We start from the raw sequence: 21,601 nt of genomic DNA, 5'->3' as shown, positions 1-21,601 counted from the left end.
CAGTGGGGCGGTGCGGCCCGCGCAGGGGCCGGGCCGTGGCTCGGGAAGGGGCGCCCGTACCCCGGTGATCAGGGGCGGCGGGCGCGGAGGGTCGGACCGGTGGTGTGGCTAGGCGCAGCGACAGAGCGCGCCGGCGACACGGACCAGGTCGACGTGTCGGCGCGCCACGAGGGTGACCGAGCGGTCACGCACAGGCTGCATGAGGCTGGATGCTGGCCGAAGGCTCATGCCCCTGTCAACGCCCGTCCCGCCCCGTGGACGCGGACCGCGAGCGGGCCCGCAGTTCCGGACGCACGTCCGGACGCACGTCCGGACGCACCCGCCCGGCGTCCGTCCCGCATGCGTCCCCACCGCCCCCTTCGCGCCGCTTCGGCGCTCCCCGGAGGCCCAATCCCTGCGAACTCCGTCACATCCAGAGCCTTCCCGGCCCCTCCCTACCCGCTGGTAGGCCCTCGCCCGGGCGTCGGCGTCGATCCCCCGGAGCCCGTCTCCCCCTTGGGTCCCGGGCACCTCACGGACGTCCCGACGAGGGGTTGTGGATCATCTCGTACGATCACACGAATACGAGACCCCTCGCAATTCCCCAATTCGGACCAGTGGTCGACCTCCCCTACACTCGGGAACGTGCCACGTGGTGACGGTCGACTCAATCACGATCTGCTTCCCGGCGAGAAGGGCCCCCAGGACGCTTGCGGCGTCTTCGGTGTCTGGGCTCCGGGTGAAGAGGTCGCAAAGCTCACGTACTTCGGGCTCTACGCCCTCCAGCATCGGGGCCAGGAATCCGCGGGTATCGCGGTCAGCAACGGCTCCCAGATCCTCGTCTTCAAGGACATGGGCCTGGTGTCCCAGGTCTTCGACGAGACCTCTCTCGGTTCCCTCCAGGGTCATATCGCGGTCGGTCACGCCCGCTACTCGACCACCGGCGCCTCCGTGTGGGAGAACGCGCAGCCGACGTTCCGGGCCACCGCCCACGGCTCGATCGCGCTCGGCCACAACGGCAACCTGGTGAACACGGCCCGTCTCGCCGAGATGGTCGCCGACCTTCCCAAGCAGGAAGGCCGCACCACCCGCGTCGCGGCCACCAACGACACCGACCTGCTCACGGCGCTCCTCGCCGCGCAGGTCGACGAGGACGGCAAGCCGCTCACCATCGAGCAGGGCGCCGCGAAGATCCTCCCCGAGGTCCGGGGTGCCTTCTCCCTCGTCTTCATGGACGAACACACCCTCTACGCGGCCCGCGACCCGCAGGGCATCCGCCCGCTGGTCCTCGGCCGACTGGAGCGCGGCTGGGTCGTCGCGTCGGAGTCCGCCGCCCTCGACATCTGCGGCGCCAGCTACGTCCGCGAGGTCGAGCCGGGCGAGCTGATCGCGATCGACGAGAACGGCATCCGCACCTCGCGCTTCGCGGAAGCGAAGCCCAAGGGCTGCGTCTTCGAGTACGTGTACCTGGCCCGCCCGGACACGGACATCGCCGGCCGCAACGTCTACCTCTCGCGCGTCGAGATGGGCCGCCGCCTCGCCAAGGAGGCGCCCGTCGAGGCCGATCTGGTCATAGCGACGCCGGAGTCCGGCACGCCGGCCGCGATCGGCTACGCCGAGGCCTCCGGTATCCCCTTCGGCGCCGGCCTGGTGAAGAACGCCTATGTGGGCCGTACCTTCATCCAGCCGTCCCAGACCATCCGCCAGCTGGGCATCCGGCTGAAGCTGAACCCCCTCAAGGAAGTCATCAAGGGGAAGAAGCTCGTGGTCGTCGACGACTCGATCGTCCGCGGCAACACCCAGCGCGCCCTCGTCCGGATGCTCCGCGAGGCGGGCGCCGCCGAGGTCCACATCCGGATCTCCTCCCCGCCCGTGAAGTGGCCCTGCTTCTTCGGCATCGACTTCGCCACCCGTGCGGAGCTGATCGCCAACGGCATGTCGGTCGACGAGATCGGCAAGTCGCTCGGCGCGGACTCGCTCTCGTACATCTCCATCGACGGGATGATCGAGGCGACCACCATCGCCAAGCCGAACCTCTGCCGCGCCTGCTTCGACGGCGAGTACCCGATGGAGCTTCCGGACCCCGAGCTGCTCGGCAAGCAGCTCCTGGAGACGGAGCTGGCCGCCGGCCCCGCCGCCACCGCGGCAGCCGACGCGCTGCGCCGCCCGTAAGACCCCGCTGCACACCCCGCAGTACGACACGAAAGCTCTGAACCCATGTCTCAGACCACCGGTGCCAGCTACGCGTCCGCGGGCGTCGACATCGAAGCGGGCGACCGCGCCGTCGAGCTCATGAAGGAGTGGGTGAAGAAGACGCAGCGCCCCGAGGTCCTCGGGGGCCTCGGCGGCTTCGCCGGCCTCTTCGACGCCTCCGCCCTCAAGCGCTACGAGCGGCCGCTGCTCGCCTCCGCCACCGACGGTGTCGGGACGAAGGTCGACATCGCACGCCAGATGGGCGTCTACGACACCATCGGTCACGACCTGGTCGCGATGGTCATGGACGACATCGTCGTCTGCGGCGCGGAGCCGCTCTTCATGACCGACTACATCTGTGTCGGCAAGGTGCACCCCGAGCGGGTCGCCGCGATCGTCAAGGGCATCGCCGAGGGCTGCGTCCTCGCCGGCACCGCCCTCGTCGGCGGCGAGACCGCCGAGCACCCCGGCCTGCTCGGCCCGGACGACTTCGACGTCGCCGGCGCCGGTACGGGCGTGGTGGAGGCGGACCGTCTGCTCGGCCCCGATCGCATCCGTACGGGTGACGCCGTCATCGCCATGGCGTCCTCCGGCCTTCACTCCAACGGGTACTCGCTCGTCCGGCACGTCCTCTTCGACCGCGCAGGTATGAGCCTCGACCAGCGCGTCGAGGAGCTCGGCCGGACCCTGGGTGAGGAGCTGCTGGAGCCGACGAAGATCTACTCGCTGGACTGCCTGGCGGTCACCCGGACCGCCGAGGTGCACGCCTTCAGCCACATCACGGGCGGCGGCCTGGCCGCCAACCTGGCGCGGGTGATCCCGGACGGCCTGCACGCCACGGTCGACCGTTCGACCTGGGCCCCGGGCGCGATCTTCGACCTGGTCGGCAAGGCCGGAGCCGTCGAGCGCCTGGAGCTGGAGAAGACCCTGAACATGGGCGTCGGCATGATGGCCGTCGTTCCGCCCGAGTCCGTGGACGTGGTCCTGGCGACGCTGGAGGACCGGGGCGTCGAGGCCTGGGTGACGGGCGAGATCACCGAGCGCGGTGCGCACACGACGGGCGCCGAGCTCGTCGGCGACTACGCGGTCTGATGGCCTGATCGGGTGGGCGGGCCTCCGGGCCCGCCCACCCGGCGTATCCGCCGGCCCTCGTCGGCCGTCCCGCGAACGCACAGAAACCCGGTCCGGGTATCCGGACCGGGTTCGGTGTTGAGCAGCGCTCTTGTTAAGAGGTCAAGCGCGACGCCGGGACGACGCATCGGGACCGGACTCGTCGTCCTCGTCCTCGTCGTCCGTGTTGTAGAGATCCGCGTACTGCGCGTACGGGTCGTCTTCCTCGTCGTCGTCCTCGAACGGCTCGCCATTCGGCGGCTGGTTCGAAGTCGAAGCGCCCAGCTCGTTGGCCAGACGCGACAGGTCAGTCCCGCCGCTGCTGTACTTCAGCTGGCGGGCGACCTTGGTCTGCTTGGCCTTTGCCCGGCCGCGCCCCATGGCTCGACCCCCTCGGTGACGGGGCTCGGCGGCCCCAGAGTCTTGACACGCGTTCATGATTCGGAACGGGCTCTCGGTGGAGAGACCGGTCCGTAGGGCTTCAACGGTACCTGCTTCCGTGGCCATACGGTACGCCGCACGCATCACATGCCCCGGTACAGAACCATCGAGGTGCCCTGTCCTCGCTGGTCAATCGCGATTTTAACCTCTTCTTGAGGGCCGACCCGCCGACCAGGGTGAGTCATCTCTCGATTGGGGTGAACCTACAAGGTTCACCCCAATCGAGAGCGGCCCGCAGGCGGGCTGCGAGGGGTCCACAGCCGGTCCGCGGGCCGGTCCGTCAAGAATCGGCCATGGTCAGCCGCGGCGGGCGTCCGCCATCCGCTGCTCGGCGATCCGGTCGGCGGCCGCGGCCGGCGGGATGCCGTCCGCCTTCGCACGCGCGAAGATCTCCAGCGTGGTGTCGAAGATCTTCGTGGCCTTCGCCTTGCACCGGTCGAAGTCGAAGCCGTGCAGCTCGTCGGCGACCTGGATCACGCCACCGGCGTTCACCACGTAGTCCGGCGCGTAGAGGATCCCGCGCTCCACGAGGTCCTTCTCGATGCCCGGGTGGGCGAGCTGGTTGTTGGCGGCGCCGCAGACGATGCTCGCGGTGAGGAACGGAACGGTCTCCTCGCTCAGGACCCCGCCCAGCGCGCAGGGGGCGTAGATGTCCAGGCCCTCGACGCGGATCAGGGCGTCCGTGTCCGCGACCACCGTGACCTGCGGGAACTTCTCGGTGATCCGGCGCACCGACTCCTCGCGCACATCGGTGATGTACACCTGGGCGCCGTCGGTGAGCAGGTGCTCGACGAGGTAGTGGCCGACCTTGCCGACGCCCGCGACGCCGACCTTGCGGTCGCGCAGCGTGGGGTCGCCCCAGAGGGCCTGGGCGGAGGCGCGCATGCCCTGGAAGACGCCGAAGGCGGTGAGGACCGAGGAGTCGCCGGCGCCGCCGTTCTCGGGGGAGCGGCCGGTGGTCCACTGGTTCGTCCGGGCGACGACGTCCATGTCGGCGACGTAGGTGCCGACGTCGCAGGCCGTGACGTAGCGGCCGCCGAGGGAGGCGACCATGCGGCCGTAGGCGAGCAGCAGCTCTTCGGTCTTGATCTTCTCGGGGTCGCCGATGATCACGGCCTTGCCGCCGCCGTGGTCGAGCCCGGCCATGGCGTTCTTGTAGGACATGCCCCGGGCGAGGTTCAGCGCGTCGGTGACGGCTTCGGCCTCGGAGGCGTACGGGTAGAACCGGGTGCCGCCGAGGGCGGGGCCCAGGGCGGTGGAGTGGAGGGCGATGACGGCCTTGAGGCCGGAGGCGCGGTCCTGGCAGAGCACGACTTGCTCGTGGCCACCCTGCTCCGAACGGAACAGAGTGTGCAGTACGTCAGCAGCAGGAACGCCGGTCACATCGGTCACGGTGGTGACTCCCAAGTACGAAGCGGCGGTTTCGCCGGTCCCCCCATGCGGGTGGTGGCGGGACCGGTTCGGCAAGAGAGTAAGTCCTACGCGCGCGTAGATCCGCCCCAGTGCCCAGGATCACCCCCTCCCGGAGTAGCTCCGTGGAAGGATCGCGACATGTCGGTCGCCTCTTCGGTCCTCGTCCCGTACGCCTCCTATCTGCGGGTCTACGAGCCCCTGGGGGCCTTCCCGGAGCCCGAACGGGGGCACTGGGCGCAGTACGCCCGCCGTGCCGACACCCCGGGCGCCCAGGACGAACTGCGCCGCTCGCTGGCGGACTTGCTGCCGATGCCGCCGGTCCCGGTGCCGGTCCACGAGAGCGGCGACGCCTTCGTGGCGGAGGTGGACGGGGTGGTCGTGGTCTGCCCGTGGCGGACCCGGATGCGGGGCTGGCTGGCCATGGAGGAGCTGGGGCGGGCGTGGAACGGCGATCCGGGGCGGCCGCCGCTGCCGGGGCCGGTGCTCGACGCGATGTTGCCGCCGGTGGTGCGCGCCCAGGTGGCGGCGGACCACGAGCGCTGGCGGGAGCGGAACCCGGACGCCCGCCCGTGGATCCGTACGGCGGTCTGGCAGGTCCCGGTGCGCTGGTTCACGCTCTTCGCGGACGAGGAGCGGGAGTACGTGCCCGGGGACCGGGCCAAGGGCGAGCTGCCGGTCTTCCGGTACCGGACGCCGATGGCGCAGGCGCGGCGGCGGCTCGCGCGGGCGCTGCGGGCGCTGCGGGAGTCGGTCGACGAGGGGCCCCTGACCGAGGGGCTGATCGAGGTGGGCCGGTGGCTGGAGGAGTTCCATCCGCGGGCGCTCGTGGAGCTGGACTACGGCGGCCTGGTGCACGCGCTGTCGCCGGAGCGGCTCGCGGCGGACCGGTCGGTGGCCGATGTCGCGGAGGGGATCGCGGCGCTGCGGGAGGGCGACGGGGACGCGGCGAGCGAGGCGTACGGCCGGCTCGCGGAGCGCTGGCGGGAGATCCGCAACCTGCAGTTCGCGAACTGACCATCGACAGGACATGCCGACCTGATGTAAATGATCTTTGAACGATGTGACGTACGTGCGTTCCCGCCCGGGACGTAGGTCCCGATCCGGGCCTTTGGCTCAAGCGTGACGGATAGCACTTACTGCGCCCTTGCGTCCTTCACCCTCCCTCGTGCCAAAATAGGACAAGGAGTCCGGGGAGGGTTCCTTCCGTCCAACTGTGGGCGGAACGCTCAGCATTGCACTCTATGGGGGGTCTGAGGACTCCTGATCGCTCTGTGACTGATCGTCACAGTGGCGTGACTGTCCGTTATGGCATGGTCCATCGACTTCCGCCGCTGATGAACACCTGCGAGGGCAATTCCATCGGTTTGGCCGACGTGGCTGGACGGATGGTGTAGTTGTAGTGCCGAGGACAAGCCGTTCGTCCTATAACCGACTCGGCTCGCGTCCGCCATTTCGGGCAACGCGGGTCAAGGTGCAGAATTTAGAGGAAAGAACCGAGAAGGTTCGGTTCTCCCGAGGAGGCCGCTCATGACCGCTCGCACCCCTGATGCCGAGCCGCTGCTGACCCCCGCCGAGGTTGCCACGATGTTCCGCGTGGACCCGAAGACGGTGACCCGTTGGGCCAAGGCAGGGAAGCTCACGTCCATCCGCACGCTGGGTGGACATCGCCGCTACCGCGAGGCTGAGGTCCGCGCTCTGCTCGCGGGCATTCCGCAGCAGCGCAGCGAGGCCTGAGGTACGCGCAACACCCCGTAACGCCGGGCAATTCCGGGTCCCCCAACCTGGACCGCCCACCCAAGCTCTGCCGACCTGGCGCCTGCCCCAACAGGCTCTTCGTCATCGATCGCGCTGGACTCCGCCGGGTCCAGCGCGATCTTTTTTGTGCCGGCCCACGACCCTTGCTGTGCAGTGCAATTGCACATATTAAATGGGGCCGGTGTAGGGAGGGTGTAAGTGCGGGGGTTTGTAAAACTCGTTCGGTGACTCCCGTCACACTGGCGAAGCCTTGCCAAAGAACAGCCTGCCACTCCCGCGGCGGTCCTCAACCCGCCGTTGGTCATGGGCTGGTGGGACTTTCGTCCTCGGCCTGCTCGGGGGTCCGGTCCAGCTCCATGGCGAGCCGCTGGAGGCGGTGGCAGGCGGGACAGTGGCGTGTGACGTGCCGGTAGCGGGACGCGGCCGCCAGATGGGCGCGCAGCAGCGCCCGTATCTCGTGTCTCGCTGCGGACGCCGCGGCCATGCGCGAACACCTCCGGTGTGGGCCCCCGATTCCCTCATGCCTGGGTACCGGGGTCCGGCCGACGGCGTCAATACACCGGGAGACAACGAAGCGTGGCAACGCAGAAGGCCCACATCTTTCGATGTGGGCCTTCTCGCGAGCGATCCTGACGGGACTTGAACCCGCGACCTCCACCTTGACAGGGTGGCGAGCTAACCAACTGCTCCACAGGACCATGATTCGCAGCCCTCAGCGGGGGCTGCGAACAAGACTGTACAGCAGGTCAGAGGGTCTGGTCGAACCGGCGCAAGGCGACACCCCCGGCCGCCCGCACCCTTACGGGGCGGCGGCGTCGATCGCCTTCACGATCCGCTTGTCGGACACGGGGTGGGCGGTGCCCAGCGCGTGGGCGAAGTAGCTGACCCGGAGCTCCTCGATCATCCAGCGGATGTCGGTGACCTCCTTCGGCACCGGCCGCCCCTTCGGGAGCTGTTCGAGCAGCCAGGCGTACTCGTCGAGCATCTCGTGGACCTTCTCCATGCGGGTGGTGTCCCGCTGCACGCCGGTCGGCATCTGCTGGAGGCGGCGGTCCACGGCCACCAGATAGCGCATCAGGTCCGGCAGCCGCCGCAGCCCCGTCCTCGTGACGAAGCCCGCCGGCATCAGCCAGGCAAGCTGCGTCCGCACGTCCGCCAGGTTGTTGATCAGCGCCAGGCTGTTGGTGGACTTCAGACGGCGCTCGCAGGCCTGCCAGGCGGCCAGGATCTGCTGGACCTGGCCCACCGTCCGTACGGTCGTGTCCACGAGGTCGGCGCGGACCTTGTCGTACAGCTTCCGGAAGGACTCCTCGTCCCAGACCGGCCCGCCGTGGTCGGCGATCAGCCGGTCCGCCGCGGCGGTCGCGCAGTCGTCGAAGAGCGCCTGGATGGAACCGTGGGGGTTACGGGACAGAGCGAGCTTCTGCTGGTTGGTGAGCTTGTCCGAGGCGAACTTCGCCGGGTTCACCGGGATGTTCAGCAGGATCAGCTTCCGCGTCCCCTGCCACATCGCCCGCTCCTGCTCGGCCTCCGTGTCGAAGAGGCGTACGGAGACGGTGTCACCGGCGTCCACGAGCGCGGGGAACGCCTTGACCGGCTGGCCGGCCCGCCGGGTCTCGAAGACCTTCGTGAGGGTGCCGACGGTCCAGTCGGTGAGCCCCGTGCGCTCCAGGGACTGCCCGGAGCCGTCAGGGCCGCTCGTGGCGGCCGCGGCGGCCTGGGAGAGGGCCTGGCGGGCCTTGGGGCGCAGCGTGAGCTTCAGCGCCTCCAGGTCCTTGTCCTCGGCCAGCTTGCGGCGCCGCTCGTCGACGATCCGGAAGGTGATCTTCAGGTGGTCGGCGATCCGGGACAGGTCGAAGTCGTCCGGGGAGACGGGGACGCCGACCATCCGGTGCAGCTCGCGGGCGAGCGTCACCGTCAGCGGCTCCTGCAGGGGCACGGCGCTGTCCAGGAAGCGGGCCGCGAAGTTCGGCGCCGGCACGTAGTTGCGGCGGATCGGCTTCGGGAGCGAACGGATCAGCTCCGTGACGATCTCCTCGCGCAGCCCCGGGATCTGCCAGTCGAAGCCCTCGTCCGTGACCTGGTTGAGGACCTGGAGCGGGATGTGGACGGTCACACCGTCGGCGTCCGCGCCCGGCTCGAACTGGTACGTCACGCGGAACTTCAGCGGCCCCTGCCGCCAGGTGTCCGGGTAGTCCGCCTTGGTGACCCCGGCGGCCTTCTCGTTGATGAGCATCTCGCGCTCGAAGTCGAGGAACTCCGGTTCCTCGTGCCGCTTGTGCTTCCACCACGAGTCGAAGTGGGCGCCCGACACCACGTGTTCGGGGACCCGCTTGTCGTAGAAGTCGAAGAGGGTCTCGTCGTCGACGAGGATGTCCCGCCGACGGGCCCGGTGCTCCAGCTCCTCGACCTCGGTGAGGAGCTTGCGGTTGTCCGCGAAGAACTTGTGGTGCGTGCGCCAGTCACCCTCGACCAGCGCGTTGCGGATGAACAGGTCGCGGGAGGCCTCGGGGTCGATCCGCCCGTAGTTCACCTTGCGGTCGGTGACGATCGGCACGCCGTAGAGCGTCACCTTCTCGATCGCCATCACGGCCGCCTGGTCCTTCTCCCAGTGCGGCTCGCTGTACGTCTTCTTGATCAGGTGCTGGGCGAGCGGCTCGATCCACTCGGGCTCGATCTTCGCGTTGACCCGCGCCCACAGCCGCGAGGTCTCCACCAGCTCGGCGGACATGATGAAGCGCGGGGGCTTCTTGAAGAGCGCCGAGCCCGGGAAGACCGCGAACTTCGCGCTGCGGGCGCCCAGGTACTCGTTCTTCGCGCCGTCCTTCACGTCCTTCATGCCGATGTGCGAGAGCAGACCGGCGAGGAGGGAGGTGTGCACGGACTGCTCGGGGGCGTCCTCCTCGTTGAGGTGGATGCCCATCTGCTTGGCGACCGTGCGCAGCTGCGCGTAGATGTCCTGCCACTCGCGGATGCGCAGGAAGTTCAGGTACTCCTGCTTGCACATCCGGCGGAAGGAGCTGGAGCCGCGCTCCTTCTGCTGCTCGCGGACGTAGCGCCAGAGGTTGAGGAAGGCGAGGAAGTCGCTCGTCTCGTCCTTGAAGCGGGCATGCTGCTGGTCGGCCTGGGCCTGCTTCTCGGCGGGGCGCTCGCGCGGGTCCTGGATGGAGAGCGCGGCCGCGATCACCATGACCTCGCGTACACAGCCGTTCCTGTCGGCCTCCAGGACCATCCGGGCCAGGCGGGGGTCGACGGGGAGCTGGGAGAGCTTGCGGCCCTGCTGCGTCAGCCGCTTCTTCGGATCCTTCTCGGCCGGGTCGATCGCGCCGAGCTCCTGGAGGAGCTGCACGCCGTCGCGGATGTTGCGGTGGTCCGGCGGGTCGATGAAGGGGAACTTCTCGATCTCGCCGAGGCCGGCCGCGGTCATCTGGAGGATGACGGACGCCAGGTTCGTGCGGAGGATCTCGGCGTCCGTGAACTCCGGCCGGGAGAGGAAGTCGTCCTCGGAGTAGAGCCGGATGCAGATGCCGTCGGACGTTCGGCCGCAGCGGCCCTTGCGCTGGTTGGCGCTGGCCTGGCTGACCGGCTCGATCGGGAGGCGCTGGACCTTGGTCCGGTGGGAGTAGCGGGAGATGCGGGCGGTGCCCGGATCGATCACGTACTTGATGCCGGGGACGGTCAGCGAGGTCTCGGCCACGTTGGTGGCGAGGACGATCCGGCGGCCGGAGTGGGCCTGGAAGACCCGGTGCTGCTCGGCGTGCGAGAGGCGCGCGTAGAGGGGGAGGACCTCGGTGTTGCGCAGCTGTCTCTTCAGCAGCGCGTCCGCCGTGTCGCGGATCTCCCGCTCGCCGGAGAGGAAGACCAGGACGTCGCCCGGGCCCTCGGCCTGGAGCTCGTCGACGGCTTCGCAGATCGCGGTGATCTGGTCCCGGTCGGCGTCCTCGGAGTCCTCTTCGAGGAGGGGCCGGTAGCGGACCTCGACCGGATACGTCCGGCCGCTGACCTCGACGATCGGCGCGTCCCCGAAGTGCCGGGAGAAGCGCTCGGGGTCGATGGTCGCGGAGGTGATGACGACCTTGAGGTCGGGGCGCTTGGGCAGCAGCTGGGCCAGATAGCCGAGCAGGAAGTCGATGTTGAGGGACCGCTCGTGGGCCTCGTCGATGATGATCGTGTCGTAGGCGCGCAGCTCGCGGTCCGTCTGGATCTCGGCGAGCAGGATGCCGTCCGTCATCAGCTTCACGAAGGTCGCGTCGGGGTTCACCTGGTCGGTGAAGCGGACCTTCCAGCCGACGGCCTCGCCGAGCGGGGTCCGCAGCTCCTCGGCCACGCGCTCGGCGACGGTGCGGGCCGCGATCCGGCGGGGCTGGGTGTGACCGATCATGCCCCGGACGCCCCGGCCGAGCTCCAGACAGATCTTGGGGATCTGCGTGGTCTTTCCTGAGCCCGTCTCACCGGCGACGATCACGACCTGGTGGTCACGTATCGCCTCCAGGATCTCGTCCTTCTTCTGCGAGACGGGCAGCTGCTGGGGGTAGGTGACCGCGGGCACGCGGGAGGCCCGTCCGTCGACGCGCTCCTTGGCCTTGCCGGCCTCGGCGGCGATCTCGTCCAGGACGGCCTCACGGGCCTCGGGCTTACGGATGCGGCGGGCGCCTTCGAGTCGGCGGCCGAGCCGGTGGGCGTCCCGCAGCGAGACCTCGGCCAGGACGGACTGGAGGGCGGCGAAGGAAGTAGACATACGGAATCCAGGATCGCACCCCGGGCCGAGTACGGGCGAACCGATTTCCCTGCGGTGCGACCCGTAATATTTCGGGCACGCCGGGGCCGCTTCGGCGTGGAGATCCGGTCCGGAGACCCGAGAGGCACGTTCATGACCCGCACCGTCCGCGCGCTCGCGGCGCTCGCCGCGCTGGTGGGCGTGGTGCTCGGGGTGCTGGGATGCGGGGCGGGTACGGCGGTGGCGGAGTACGCGTCGGCGTACAAGCCCGGGTCCGCACCGGCGGCCGTGGTCACCGCCGAGGGCAGCGGGGCGCCGGGCTGCGGCCAGGGGCACGCGGTCGACGGCGCCGGCCGGCCGGCCACCCCGCCGCGCGCGCACGGCTTCGGCGAGCTGCTGCCCGCACTGGCGGCCGAGCGCCCGACCGGGGCCGGAGCCTGGGGCTGCGACCAGGCCGTACGCGTGCTGCCGCCGGGGCCCGAGCCGCCGGAGCTCGTGCCCCCGTCACCGGTGGAGCTGTCGATCCTGCGCGTCTAGAGGGCCGTCCGTCCGTCGTGTCGTCCGTCCCCCTCTTCTCCCTCCCTGTTCAGGAGCGCTTCCGCATGTCCAAGCCCACCACGACGTCCAAGCCCACCACGACGTCCAGGACCAAGCCGATCATGATCGTCTCCGGGGTGGCCGTCGCCGCCGTGCTGCTCGGAGTCGTCTCGTTCACCGCGACTCGGCCCGACTCCGGCGGCGCGTCCGGCTCGTCCGCCGCCGAGGTCTCCGCCGACCCGAACGCCGGCGTCTACCCGCAGCTGGAGGCCTACGCCCGCCGCGACGCCGCCGACAAGCTGGCCCTGGGGCGGGCCGACGCGCCCGTGGTGCTCATCGAGTACGCCGACTTCAAGTGCGGCTACTGCGGGAAGTTCGCCCGGGACACCGAGCCCGAGCTGGTGAGGAAGTACGTCGAGAACGGCACCCTGCGCATCGAGTGGCGGAACTTCCCGATCTTCGGCGAGGAGTCGGAGGCGGCGGCCCGGGCGTCGTGGGCGGCCGGGCAGCAGGGCCGGTTCTGGGAGTTCCACCGGGCGGCGTACGCCGAGGGCGCCAAGGAGAAGGGCTTCGGCAAGGAGCAGCTGAACGCGCTCGCGAAGGAGGCCGGCGTCCCCGACCTCGCGCGGTTCGCCCAGGACACGGACGGCGCCGCGGCCCGGGCGGCGGTGAGCAAGGACCAGGAGCAGGCGTACTCGATCGGCGCGACGTCCACCCCGTCGTTCCTGGTCAACGGGCGGCCGATCGCGGGCGCGCAGCCGATGGAGACCTTCACGGCGGCCATCGACGCGGCGGCGAGGACGGCGAAGTCGGCTCCCGCGCCGAAGGGCGGGGCGGGGGAGTGACCGCCGACATCGGCTATCTGGCCGCGTTCCTCGGCGGCCTCCTCGCCCTGCTCAGCCCGTGCAGCGCCCTGCTGCTGCCGGCCTTCTTCGCGTACTCGATCGACTCCAGGAGCCGGCTGCTGGCCCGTACCGGCATCTTCTACGGAGGACTGGCGACCACCCTCGTCCCGCTCGGCGCGGCCGGCTCGTTCGCCGGCCGGCTCTTCTACGGCCACCGGGACCTGCTGGTGGCCGTCGGCGGCTGGACGATCATCGTGCTCGGGGTCCTCCAGGTCCTCGGGATGGGCTTCGCCTCTCGCAGGATCGCCGAGGTCAGCGGCCGGATCCGCCCCACGACGGCGGTCTCCGTCTACGCCCTCGGCCTGGTCTACGGCCTCGCCGGCTTCTGCGCGGGCCCGATCCTCGGCAGCGTCCTGACGGTGGCCGCGTTGAGCGGCGGCCCGGCGTACGGCGGTCTGCTGCTCGCCGTGTACGCGCTGGGCATGGCGGTGCCGCTGTTCCTGCTGGCGCTGCTGTGGGAGCGGTACGACCTGGGCCGGCGCCGCTGGCTGCGCGGCCGTACCGTCCGGGCCGGCCGCTTCGAGCTGCACACGACCTCGCTCCTCTCGGGCCTCTTCTTCGTGGTGCTCGGCGTGGTCTTCCTGCTCTTCGACGGCACGACCGCGCTGCCGGGGCTGCTGTCGGTGGACGACTCGTTCGCGGTGGAGGAGCGGGTGGCGTCGGTGGGCCGCTCGGTGCCGGACTGGGCCCTGCTGGTGGTGGTCGTCGCGGTGGTGGCGGTGGTGCTGGCGGTACGCGGCTGGCGCGTGCGGCGGGGCCGGGAGGCCTGAGAGGGCGGTGTGTCCGAGGGCGTCGGGGGCGTGAGGGCCTCGGGGGCGTGAGGGCGTCGGGGGCGTGAGGGCGTCGGGGGTGCGCGGGGGGCGCGCGTGCCCCCGACGCCTCAGCTGCTCCCGTACCGCCGTCCGCGGACACGAAGAAGGCCCCGTTCTTTCGAACGGGGCCTTCTGCTGGTGGCTGGGGCCGGGGTCGAACCGGCGACCTATCGCTTTTCAGGCGATCGCTCGTACCAACTGAGCTACCCAGCCACGAGATCATTGCTGACCTCAGCGATCCTGACGGGACTTGAACCCGCGACCTCCACCTTGACAGGGTGGCGAGCTAACCAACTGCTCCACAGGACCTTGCGATGTGCGAGAACCAGTCTCGCACAGGATGGTGCGTGCCCCCAACGGGATTCGAACCCGTGCTACCGCCTTGAAAGGGCGGCGTCCTGGGCCACTAGACGATGAGGGCTAGAGGCTCACCTGCGCGCTTCTCAGCGCGTCGGGGACGTGAGAAGCATATGGGATGCCGGCCGCTATCGCCAAAACGGTTTCACCTGGGGGGACAATGGCCGGGTGCTGGAGATGACGCGTGAGGAGTTCGAAGAGCTGGTCGCCGAGGCCCTGGACAGGATCCCGCCGGAGCTGACGCGGCTGATGGACAACGTCGCGGTGTTCGTGGAGGACGAGCCCGCGCCGGACGATCCGGAGCTCCTCGGGCTGTACGAGGGGACTCCGCTGACGGACCGGGGCGAGTGGTACGCGGGGGTGCTGCCGGACCGGATCACGATCTACCGGGGGCCGACGCTGCGGATGTGCGAGTCGCGGGAGGACGTGGTCGCGGAGACCGAGATCACGGTGGTGCACGAGATCGCCCACCACTTCGGCATCGACGACGAACGGCTGCACGCGCTGGGCTACGGCTGACGGGGCCACGCCCGAACGGGCGGCGGGGGAGGTGGTCGCCGTGGGGGCGTGTCCCTTGCGGTGCAAAGGGAGTTGGGCAGCGAAACACGGTATTCCGCCCGCTGTTCCCGCCCTTTGTGTCCTGGAGGTGCCCTCCGTGCGCCATTTGCCCACCCGCGTGAGATGGGCCGCGACCGCGTTGGCCGTCGCGGCCTGTGCCGGTCTGAGCGGCTGCATGAGTGTGAGTGACGAGGGCGCGAAGCCGGCGCCGAGCAAGTCCGCGGGGAAGCAGGGCGAGGCGGCCGAGTCCGGCGAGAGCGCCGGGGGCGCGGACCGGCACGGCGGGACCGGCCGGGACACGTCCGGGCGGAGCGGCCCCGACGCGGCCGGCGCCGGGACCGAGTCGCCGGTGCCGAGCGGCTCCCCGACGGCCTCCGGGAAGCCCCCGGTGGACGCGCCCGTGAGCGGCGGCTCGGTGGGCAGGCCGAAGCCGGGCGGCCAGGAGCCCGCGGGCACGGGCGGCGGCGCGGGCGGGCCGACTGCGCCGGGCGGCGAGGTCACGCCGCCGGTGGACCCGCCGGAGCCGACGCCGACCCCGAGCGTGGAGCCGAGCCCGACGCCCACTCCGGAGCCGACGCCGGAGCCCACGGACTCGCCCACCGCCACGCCGGGCGCGGACACCCACATGGGTGCCATGCGGGCCGCGGACGGGCCGGGCGCGCCGGTGGAGCCGGAGGCATCACCGCAGGTCGGACCGGCGTGAGGGCCGGTGTGACGGAGTCCGGTTTGCCATAGGGGGGGGAGGGTGCGTATGGTGGTAGATCGTTTGATCCCATTGCCCGGCGCCGACACAGAAGAGCGCCGCGTGGCGCGTACTCTCCCTAGCCGTGGCTGGACCGCATTGAGGCGGTCGATTTGCGATTTTCACGGAGTTGACGGGCGCGTGCCGAGACTCCGGAAGGTTTCGCATTTCGCATGTCCATTTTCAGTCCTGACCACGCCGTCCTGCCCGAGAACGACGAGATCGTCGAGGCCGTAGAGGCCACCGAGACCGTCGACACCGAGGCTTCCGACGTGCACGAGGCCCCCGAGGCCGACTCCTCCGAGGCCGAGGCCTCCGAGCCCACCGAGCCGACTCTCACCTTCGCCGACCTGGGCCTGCCCGAGGGCGTCGTGCGCAAGCTCGCGCAGAACGGTGTGACCAGCCCCTTCCCGATCCAGGCCGCGACCATCCCGGACGCCCTGGCCGGCAAGGACATCCTCGGCCGTGGCCGTACCGGCTCCGGCAAGACCCTCTCCTTCGGTCTGCCGACCCTGGCCCAGCTGGCCGGCGGGCACACCGAGAAGAAGAAGCCCCGCGCGGTCATCCTCACCCCGACCCGTGAGCTCGCGATGCAGGTCGCGGACGCCCTCCAGCCGTACGGCGACGTGCTCGGCCTGAAGATCAAGGTCGTCTGCGGCGGTACGTCCATGGGCAACCAGATCTACGCCCTGGAGCGCGGTGTCGACATCCTCGTCGCCACCCCGGGCCGCCTGCGCGACATCATCAACCGGGGCGCCTGCTCCCTGGAGAACGTCCAGGTCGCCGTCCTCGACGAGGCCGACCAGATGTCCGACCTGGGCTTCCTGCCCGAGGTCACCGAGCTGCTCGACCAGGTCCCCGAGGGCGGCCAGCGCATGCTCTTCTCCGCCACGATGGAGAACGAGATCGGCACGCTGGTCAAGCGTTACCTGAAGAACCCGGTCAGCCACGAGGTCGACAGCGCCCAGGGCAACGTCACCACGATGACCCACCACGTCCTCGTCGTGAAGCCGAAGGACAAGGCGCCGGTCACGGCCGCCATCGCCGCCCGCAAGGGCCGCACGATCATCTTCGTCCGCACCCAGCTGGGCGCCGACCGCATCGCCGAGCAGCTCGTCGAGTCCGGTGTGAAGGCCGACGCGCTGCACGGCGGCATGACGCAGGGTGCCCGTACCCGCGTGCTCGCCGACTTCAAGGACGGCTACGTCAACGCGCTGGTCGCCACCGACGTCGCCGCCCGCGGTATCCACGTCGACGGCATCGACCTGGTCCTGAACGTGGACCCGGCCGGCGACCACAAGGACTACCTGCACCGCTCGGGCCGTACCGCCCGTGCCGGCCGCTCGGGCGTCGTGGTCTCCCTGGCCCTGCCGCACCAGCGCCGCCAGATCTTCCGCCTGATGGAGGACGCGGGCGTCGATGCCTCGCGCCACATCGTGGGCGGGGCCGGGGCGTTCGACCCGGAGGTCGCCGAGATCACCGGTGCGCGTTCGCTCACCGAGGTCCAGGCCGACTCCGCCAACAACGCCGCCAAGCAGGCCGAGCGTGAGGTCGCCGACCTCACCAAGCAGCTGGAGCGTCTGACGCGCCGCGCCGCCGAGCTCCGCGAGGAGGCCGACCGCCTGGTCGCCCGTTCCGCGCGCGAGCGGGGCGAGGACCCGGAGGCCGCGGTCGCCGAGGTGACGGAGGCCGCCGAGGCCGAGGTCGCCGCGGCCGTCGTCGCCGAGCCGGTCCAGGAGCGCCGCGAGGAGCGCACCCCGGCCTTCCGCGACGAGCGGGGCAACTACGAGCGCCGTGACCGTGGTGGCGACCGCGGTGACCGCGGCGGTGACCGTGGCGGCTTCCGCCGCGACGACCGTCGTGACGACAACCGTGGGGGCGGCTTCCGCCGCGACGACAACCGCGGTGGTGGCTTCCGTCGGGACAACGACCGTCCGTCGGGTGGCTTCCGCCGGGACAACGACCGTCGTGACGACAACCGTGGTGGCGGCTTCCGCCGCGACGACCGTCCCTCGGGCGGCTTCAACCGTGACGACCGTTCCTCCGGTGGCTTCCGTCGGGACAACGACCGTCCGTCCGGTGGCTTCCGCCGGGACAACGACCGTCGTGACGACAACCGTGGTGGCGGCTTCCGCCGCGACGACCGTCCCTCGGGCGGCTTCAACCGCGACGACCGTTCCTCCGGTGGCTTCCGCCGGGACAACGACCGTCGTGACGACAACCGTGGTGGCGGCTTCCGTCGCGACGACCGCCCGACCGGCGGCCACCGCGGCAGCGACCGTCCGTTCAACCGCGACCGCCGCGACGACCGCCCCTCGGGCGGCTTCCGCTCGGGCGGCGACCGCCCGTACGGCCGTCGTGACGACCACCGCGGCGGCGACCACCGCGGCACCGGCTCGACGGGCGGCTCCTTCGGCCGCCGCGACGAGAAGCCGCGCTGGAAGCGCAACGGCTGACCTGGCACGACACGCTGAGCGACGGCTGAGTCCACGCTGAGCGAGCCTGCGAGCAGGGCCCGTACGACACTTCGGTGACGTACGGGCCCTGCTGCTTTGAACGGGTTCGAAACAGAGTCGAATTCGCGGCGCGGACTGGTATAGGGTCACGCTCGCTCAGGGGGTGGACGGGGAAGAGGATCTTCTGCCCGCACGCGCGCCGCCGGAACGCCGCCGCCGCGTCCTCCTGACCGCGTCTTGGGGAGGGACCTTCTTTGACCGTTAAGGGCTTCGGCCGGACGGGCGGCGCCAGCCGCCGCACCCGCGCCGCCCTCGTTCTGGCACTCGCGACGGTGACGGCGGCGACGTCCGCCGGGATCGCGGCGCCCCCGGCGGTGGCCGACACGGCCTCCGACGTCACCGTGGTGCCGGCGGCACCACGCTTCTCGCCGCGCGCCACCTCGATCCTCAACGCGGGCGAGACCGGCTACCTGTTGGCCCAGGAGGGCGACGTCCGCCTCCAGTGGATCGACTACGCCACCGGCAAGGCCACCCCGCTCGCCGTCACGCTGCCCGAGGCGCCGCGCTACGACTACGAGAGCGGCTACTGGGACTGGTACCAGAAGCTGCCCATCGACGGTGGGGGCCACTGGGGCGACGGCTCCGACACGGTCGCCGTCCACTCCGCCACCCCCGCCCCGCACGTGACGCTCCAGAAGGGCGCCGGCGCGGTCTTCGCCGACATCGCGCTCCCCGAGGGGCAGACGTATGTCGGCACCCACGGCGACACGGTGCTGACCCGGACCGGCGAGGCGGACGCCCCCACCGGCTACCACCTGCTGCGGTCCGAGGGCGGCCAGGTGACGGACACGCCGGTCACCGGCATCCCCGAGGGCGCCGTCCTCGGCGGCGTGGAGGACGCCGACGCCACGTCGCTCGTCCTCACGTACAAGGACTCCACCGAGGGGTGGGGACGCTGGGCCCTCGTGGACCTGTCGGACGGGGTGGCCGAGCCGCTCCCCGACCTCCCGGAGCAGTCCTATGAGGTGAACGGCTTCCGGCTCGGCGCCGGAACGATCCTGCGGCTGCGCACCGGACGGAACAAGGTCGACGTCCTCGACCGGAAGACGCCGGGCACCGTGCTCCGCACCGTCGAGTCGTCCGGAAACCTCTTCACCGTCGGTTCCCACGTGTTCCAGGCCCCGGCGCGGAGGGCCCAGGAGGGCGATTACCGCGGCTCCGAGCTGTGGCGCGTGACGGACGACCAGGGATCGGTCGAGACCGTCCTCCAGTACGCGGAAGAGCAGGTCGTCCTCGCGCCCGACGGCAGCGCCCTGGTCGCCGGCGCGAAGACCGCCGAGGCGCGCGGGAACATCGACTGGGCCGTGCACCGGCTCTCCCCCACCGCCGACGGCGGCGTGGAGGTGAGCCGCCTCACCACCGTGGAGCCCATGCCCGCCCGGATCTACGGCCTCTCCCTGGGCAGCGGCATCCTCACCACGGCCGAGAACAGCACCTACTTCCAGCCGGGCGACTACTACGGCGTCTACCGCAGCACCTGGCTGAGCTCCGCCGGGCAGCCACAGCCGGTCCGCACCACCGTGGACGGCCTGATGAGCGGCGACGACGGGGACTGCCAGTCGACCACCGAGCGCTGCGCCGTGCTGTGGGCGAGCGGTGACGGTTTCCACGGGCGGCGGGACGCCACGTACCGGGACGCCACCATGCTGTTCGAGAACGGCGCGAGCACCTGGGGGCCGCAGGTCACCACGGGCATGATCAGCCCCGAACTGACGGGTCTGTCCGGCCGGTTCGGTCTGGTCGCGAGCCCCACCACGGTGGAGCGCTCCGAACCGTACGTCGTGGAGTTCCGGAAGCCGGACGGCGGGGCCGTCCTCGAACGCCGGACCGACGCCGTGGCCGCGCTGTGGGGCTCCACCCTGTGGAGCGTCGCCAAGGGCAGCAAGACCGTCACCTCGAAGACCCTGCCGTCCGGCGCCGCCGGCGAGGCCTTCACCACCCGCAACCAGTGCGTGCCCACCCAGCTCCAGGCCGCCGGCCGCTGGGTCTACTGGTCCTGCGACGCGACCGACTACGGCTACGGCCCCGGCGCGGGCTCGGGCGTCTACGACCGGCTGACCAACCGGACCATGGACGTGCCGGGCCGCAACGTCCGCAATGTGCTGCTCGGCGACGGCTACCTCGTCCAGCAGGACGCCGAGGCGGGCCTGCGCCTCTACGACCTGCACGCCGGGCTCCCCGCCTCCGGCTCCGCCGCCGACGTGCCGCAGCGGACCCTGGTGAGCGCCGCCGACCTCGGGCCGAACACGAAGGCTCGCCTCGACTGGACGGTGGACCGCTTCGGCGGGCACGTCGCTCACGTGGGGACCGACGAGCGGGTCCGTATCGTCCGCACCGGCGTGCCCGCGCCCGCCGTCTCCGTCATCGACTCCACGGTCACGGGCAGCGCGCTCGACCTGGCAGGTTCCTCGGCGCGCTGGGCCGGCACCTGGTGGACCTCCAAGCCCACCGGCGCCTGGCAGCTCACCGTGACGGAGCAGGCCACCGGGACCGTCGTCCGCACCGTCTCGGGCGCCGAGGCCCGGGGTCGGATCGAAGCGGCCTGGGACGGGAAGAACGCATCCGGCCAGGCCGCCCGGAACGGCTCGTACATCTGGACCCTCACCGCGAAGCCGGCCGATGGTGTCGGCTCCGACCTGTCCGTGAAGGGCTCCGTCACCGTCACCGGTGGCGCGCCCGCGGCGACGCCGCCCGCCCGCGACTACAGCGGTGACGGCAAGGGCGACCTGCTCGGGCTGACGGCGGCCGGTGCGCTGACCGTGCGGACCGGCACGGGGGCCGGTGGGCTCGGGACCGGGGCGTCGGCGAGCGGATGGCCGGCGACGTCGACGGTCGTGCCGTTCGGGGACCTGTCCGGTGACCGGTGCAACGACCTGCTCGTGCGGAGCTCCGCGGGTGTGCTGACGCGGCACGACGGTGGCTGCGGGGCTGCCTTCGCGCCGAGCGGGCCGAAGCTGACGATCGGTTCGGGCTGGAACATCTACGACGCCCTGACCGCGCCCGGCGACCTGACCGGTGACGGGCGGACCGACCTGCTGGCGCGCACGCCGGCCGGCGAGCTGTGGATGTACGCCGACGACGGCGCGGGCAGGTTCAAGGGCCGCGTGAAGATCGGCGGCGGTTGGCAGATCTACAACGCGGTCGTCGGCGTCGGTGACCTGAACGGCGACAAGGCCGGTGACCTGCTGGCTCGGGACACGGCCGGCATCCTGTGGCGTTACCACGGGAACGGCAAGGGCGCGTTCGCGGGCCGTGTGAAGGTCGGCGCCGGCTGGCAGGGCTACAACGCGCTCGCGGCCGTCGGCGACATCACCGGTGACGGCAGGGCGGACCTGGTCGCCCGGGACACGGCCGGTGTGCTGTGGCGCTACAACGGCACCGGCACGGGCCTGTTCGCGGCCCGGGTCAAGATCGGCGCCGGCTGGCAGATGTACAAGACGCTGTCGTGACGGCGGGAGCCTAGTCCGGGGCCCGTACGGGAGTTGTTCCCGTACGGGCCCCGCTTGCGTCGAACGCCTTCGCGGCAGGGGGGCGCCAAGGGGGCGCGAGACCGCGGGGCGCAGGTG

General features: G+C 71.0%; 16 protein-coding genes and 4 tRNA genes. 11 read left to right on the top strand and 9 right to left on the bottom strand.

Going from position 1 to position 21,601, the window contains the following annotated elements; genetic code table 11:
* Positions 1–108: 108 nt before the first annotated feature.
* On the bottom strand, positions 109–201 hold the full coding sequence (locus ACIPPS_RS19105) for a putative leader peptide (protein WP_385143774.1): 93 nt from the start codon (positions 199–201) through the stop codon (positions 109–111).
* A 423-nt stretch (positions 202–624) separates the two neighbouring features.
* On the opposite strand from ACIPPS_RS19105, the gene purF reads away from it, so the two are divergent.
* Both purF and purM read left to right on the top strand, forming a co-directional pair.
* Positions 625–2,151, top strand: a complete 1,527-nt coding sequence (purF, locus tag ACIPPS_RS19100; protein WP_401433263.1) for an amidophosphoribosyltransferase — start codon at positions 625–627, stop codon at positions 2,149–2,151.
* Positions 2,152–2,196: 45 nt separating this feature from the next.
* A complete protein-coding gene (gene purM / locus ACIPPS_RS19095; protein ID WP_401433261.1) occupies positions 2,197–3,264 on the top strand; it encodes a phosphoribosylformylglycinamidine cyclo-ligase in 1,068 nt (355 codons plus the stop codon).
* A 141-nt stretch (positions 3,265–3,405) separates the two neighbouring features.
* On the opposite strand, the gene ACIPPS_RS19090 is transcribed toward purM, so the two are convergent.
* Complete coding sequence (locus ACIPPS_RS19090; RefSeq protein WP_401433256.1) at positions 3,406–3,663, bottom strand: DUF3073 domain-containing protein; 258 nt, start codon at positions 3,661–3,663, stop codon at positions 3,406–3,408.
* Positions 3,664–4,020: 357 nt separating this feature from the next.
* Positions 4,021–5,115: a Leu/Phe/Val dehydrogenase gene (locus tag ACIPPS_RS19085; RefSeq protein WP_401433253.1), complete on the bottom strand. Its 1,095-nt coding sequence runs from the start codon at positions 5,113–5,115 to the stop codon at positions 4,021–4,023.
* Between the two features lie 159 nt (positions 5,116–5,274).
* On the opposite strand from ACIPPS_RS19085, the gene ACIPPS_RS19080 reads away from it, so the two are divergent.
* Together ACIPPS_RS19080 and bldC are read left to right on the top strand one after the other, a co-directional pair.
* Positions 5,275–6,150, top strand: coding sequence for a hypothetical protein (locus ACIPPS_RS19080; protein ID WP_401433251.1), 876 nt, complete (start codon positions 5,275–5,277; stop codon positions 6,148–6,150).
* 513 nt (positions 6,151–6,663) lie between these two features.
* Complete coding sequence (bldC, locus tag ACIPPS_RS19075; protein WP_003949541.1) at positions 6,664–6,870, top strand: developmental transcriptional regulator BldC; 207 nt, start codon at positions 6,664–6,666, stop codon at positions 6,868–6,870.
* Between the two features lie 322 nt (positions 6,871–7,192).
* Here bldC and ACIPPS_RS19070 read toward each other — a convergent pair whose 3' ends face one another.
* The 3 genes from ACIPPS_RS19070 to hrpA all read right to left on the bottom strand — a co-directional run bounded on the left by ACIPPS_RS19070 (position 7,193) and on the right by hrpA (position 11,629).
* Positions 7,193–7,375 (bottom strand): DUF6274 family protein, encoded by a 183-nt coding sequence (locus tag ACIPPS_RS19070; protein WP_401433248.1) that lies wholly within the window; start codon positions 7,373–7,375, stop codon positions 7,193–7,195.
* Positions 7,376–7,515: 140 nt separating this feature from the next.
* Positions 7,516–7,589 (bottom strand) — tRNA-Asp (locus tag ACIPPS_RS19065).
* A gap of 101 nt (positions 7,590–7,690) precedes the next feature.
* The gene (gene hrpA, locus ACIPPS_RS19060; protein WP_401433245.1) at positions 7,691–11,629 is read right to left on the bottom strand and encodes an ATP-dependent RNA helicase HrpA; all 3,939 of its coding nucleotides are present in this window, start codon (positions 11,627–11,629) and stop codon (positions 7,691–7,693) included.
* A gap of 132 nt (positions 11,630–11,761) precedes the next feature.
* Between hrpA and ACIPPS_RS19055 the strand changes: the two genes are divergently transcribed.
* From ACIPPS_RS19055 to ACIPPS_RS19045, 3 genes are all read left to right on the top strand, one after another.
* Positions 11,762–12,145 (top strand): hypothetical protein, encoded by a 384-nt coding sequence (locus ACIPPS_RS19055; protein WP_401433242.1) that lies wholly within the window; start codon positions 11,762–11,764, stop codon positions 12,143–12,145.
* Between the two features lie 65 nt (positions 12,146–12,210).
* A complete protein-coding gene (locus ACIPPS_RS19050; RefSeq protein ID WP_401433239.1) occupies positions 12,211–12,990 on the top strand; it encodes a DsbA family protein in 780 nt (259 codons plus the stop codon).
* Positions 12,987–13,820, top strand: a complete 834-nt coding sequence (locus tag ACIPPS_RS19045; protein WP_401433237.1) for a cytochrome c biogenesis CcdA family protein — start codon at positions 12,987–12,989, stop codon at positions 13,818–13,820. Before ACIPPS_RS19050 ends, ACIPPS_RS19045 begins: the two co-directional genes overlap by 4 nt.
* Positions 13,821–13,998: 178 nt before the next feature.
* Here ACIPPS_RS19045 and ACIPPS_RS19040 read toward each other — a convergent pair.
* The 3 genes from ACIPPS_RS19040 to ACIPPS_RS19030 all read right to left on the bottom strand — a co-directional run bounded on the left by ACIPPS_RS19040 (position 13,999) and on the right by ACIPPS_RS19030 (position 14,283).
* Positions 13,999–14,075 (bottom strand) — tRNA-Phe (locus ACIPPS_RS19040).
* A 22-nt stretch (positions 14,076–14,097) separates the two neighbouring features.
* Positions 14,098–14,171 (bottom strand) — tRNA-Asp (locus ACIPPS_RS19035).
* A gap of 39 nt (positions 14,172–14,210) precedes the next feature.
* Positions 14,211–14,283, bottom strand: a tRNA-Glu gene (locus ACIPPS_RS19030).
* Between the two features lie 104 nt (positions 14,284–14,387).
* Here ACIPPS_RS19030 and ACIPPS_RS19025 point away from each other — a divergent pair.
* From ACIPPS_RS19025 to ACIPPS_RS19010, 4 genes are all read left to right on the top strand, one after another.
* On the top strand, positions 14,388–14,738 hold the full coding sequence (locus tag ACIPPS_RS19025; RefSeq protein ID WP_260230806.1) for a metallopeptidase family protein: 351 nt from the start codon (positions 14,388–14,390) through the stop codon (positions 14,736–14,738).
* Between the two features lie 214 nt (positions 14,739–14,952).
* Positions 14,953–15,480, top strand: coding sequence for a hypothetical protein (locus ACIPPS_RS19020; protein ID WP_401433233.1), 528 nt, complete (start codon positions 14,953–14,955; stop codon positions 15,478–15,480).
* Positions 15,481–15,692: 212 nt separating this feature from the next.
* On the top strand, positions 15,693–17,975 hold the full coding sequence (locus ACIPPS_RS19015; protein ID WP_401433230.1) for a DEAD/DEAH box helicase: 2,283 nt from the start codon (positions 15,693–15,695) through the stop codon (positions 17,973–17,975).
* A gap of 254 nt (positions 17,976–18,229) precedes the next feature.
* Positions 18,230–21,484 carry an FG-GAP-like repeat-containing protein gene (locus ACIPPS_RS19010; protein ID WP_401433227.1) on the top strand — a complete coding sequence of 1,085 codons (3,255 nt, stop codon included), beginning with the start codon at positions 18,230–18,232 and terminating at the stop codon, positions 21,482–21,484.
* Positions 21,485–21,601 lie beyond the last annotated feature (117 nt).

The organism is Streptomyces sp. NPDC090127, assembly GCF_044746945.1.
Lineage (GTDB): Bacteria > Actinomycetota > Actinomycetes > Streptomycetales > Streptomycetaceae > Streptomyces.
Note: the sequence above shows the minus strand (reverse complement) of the source record. Positions and strands in the feature narration are given on the sequence as shown.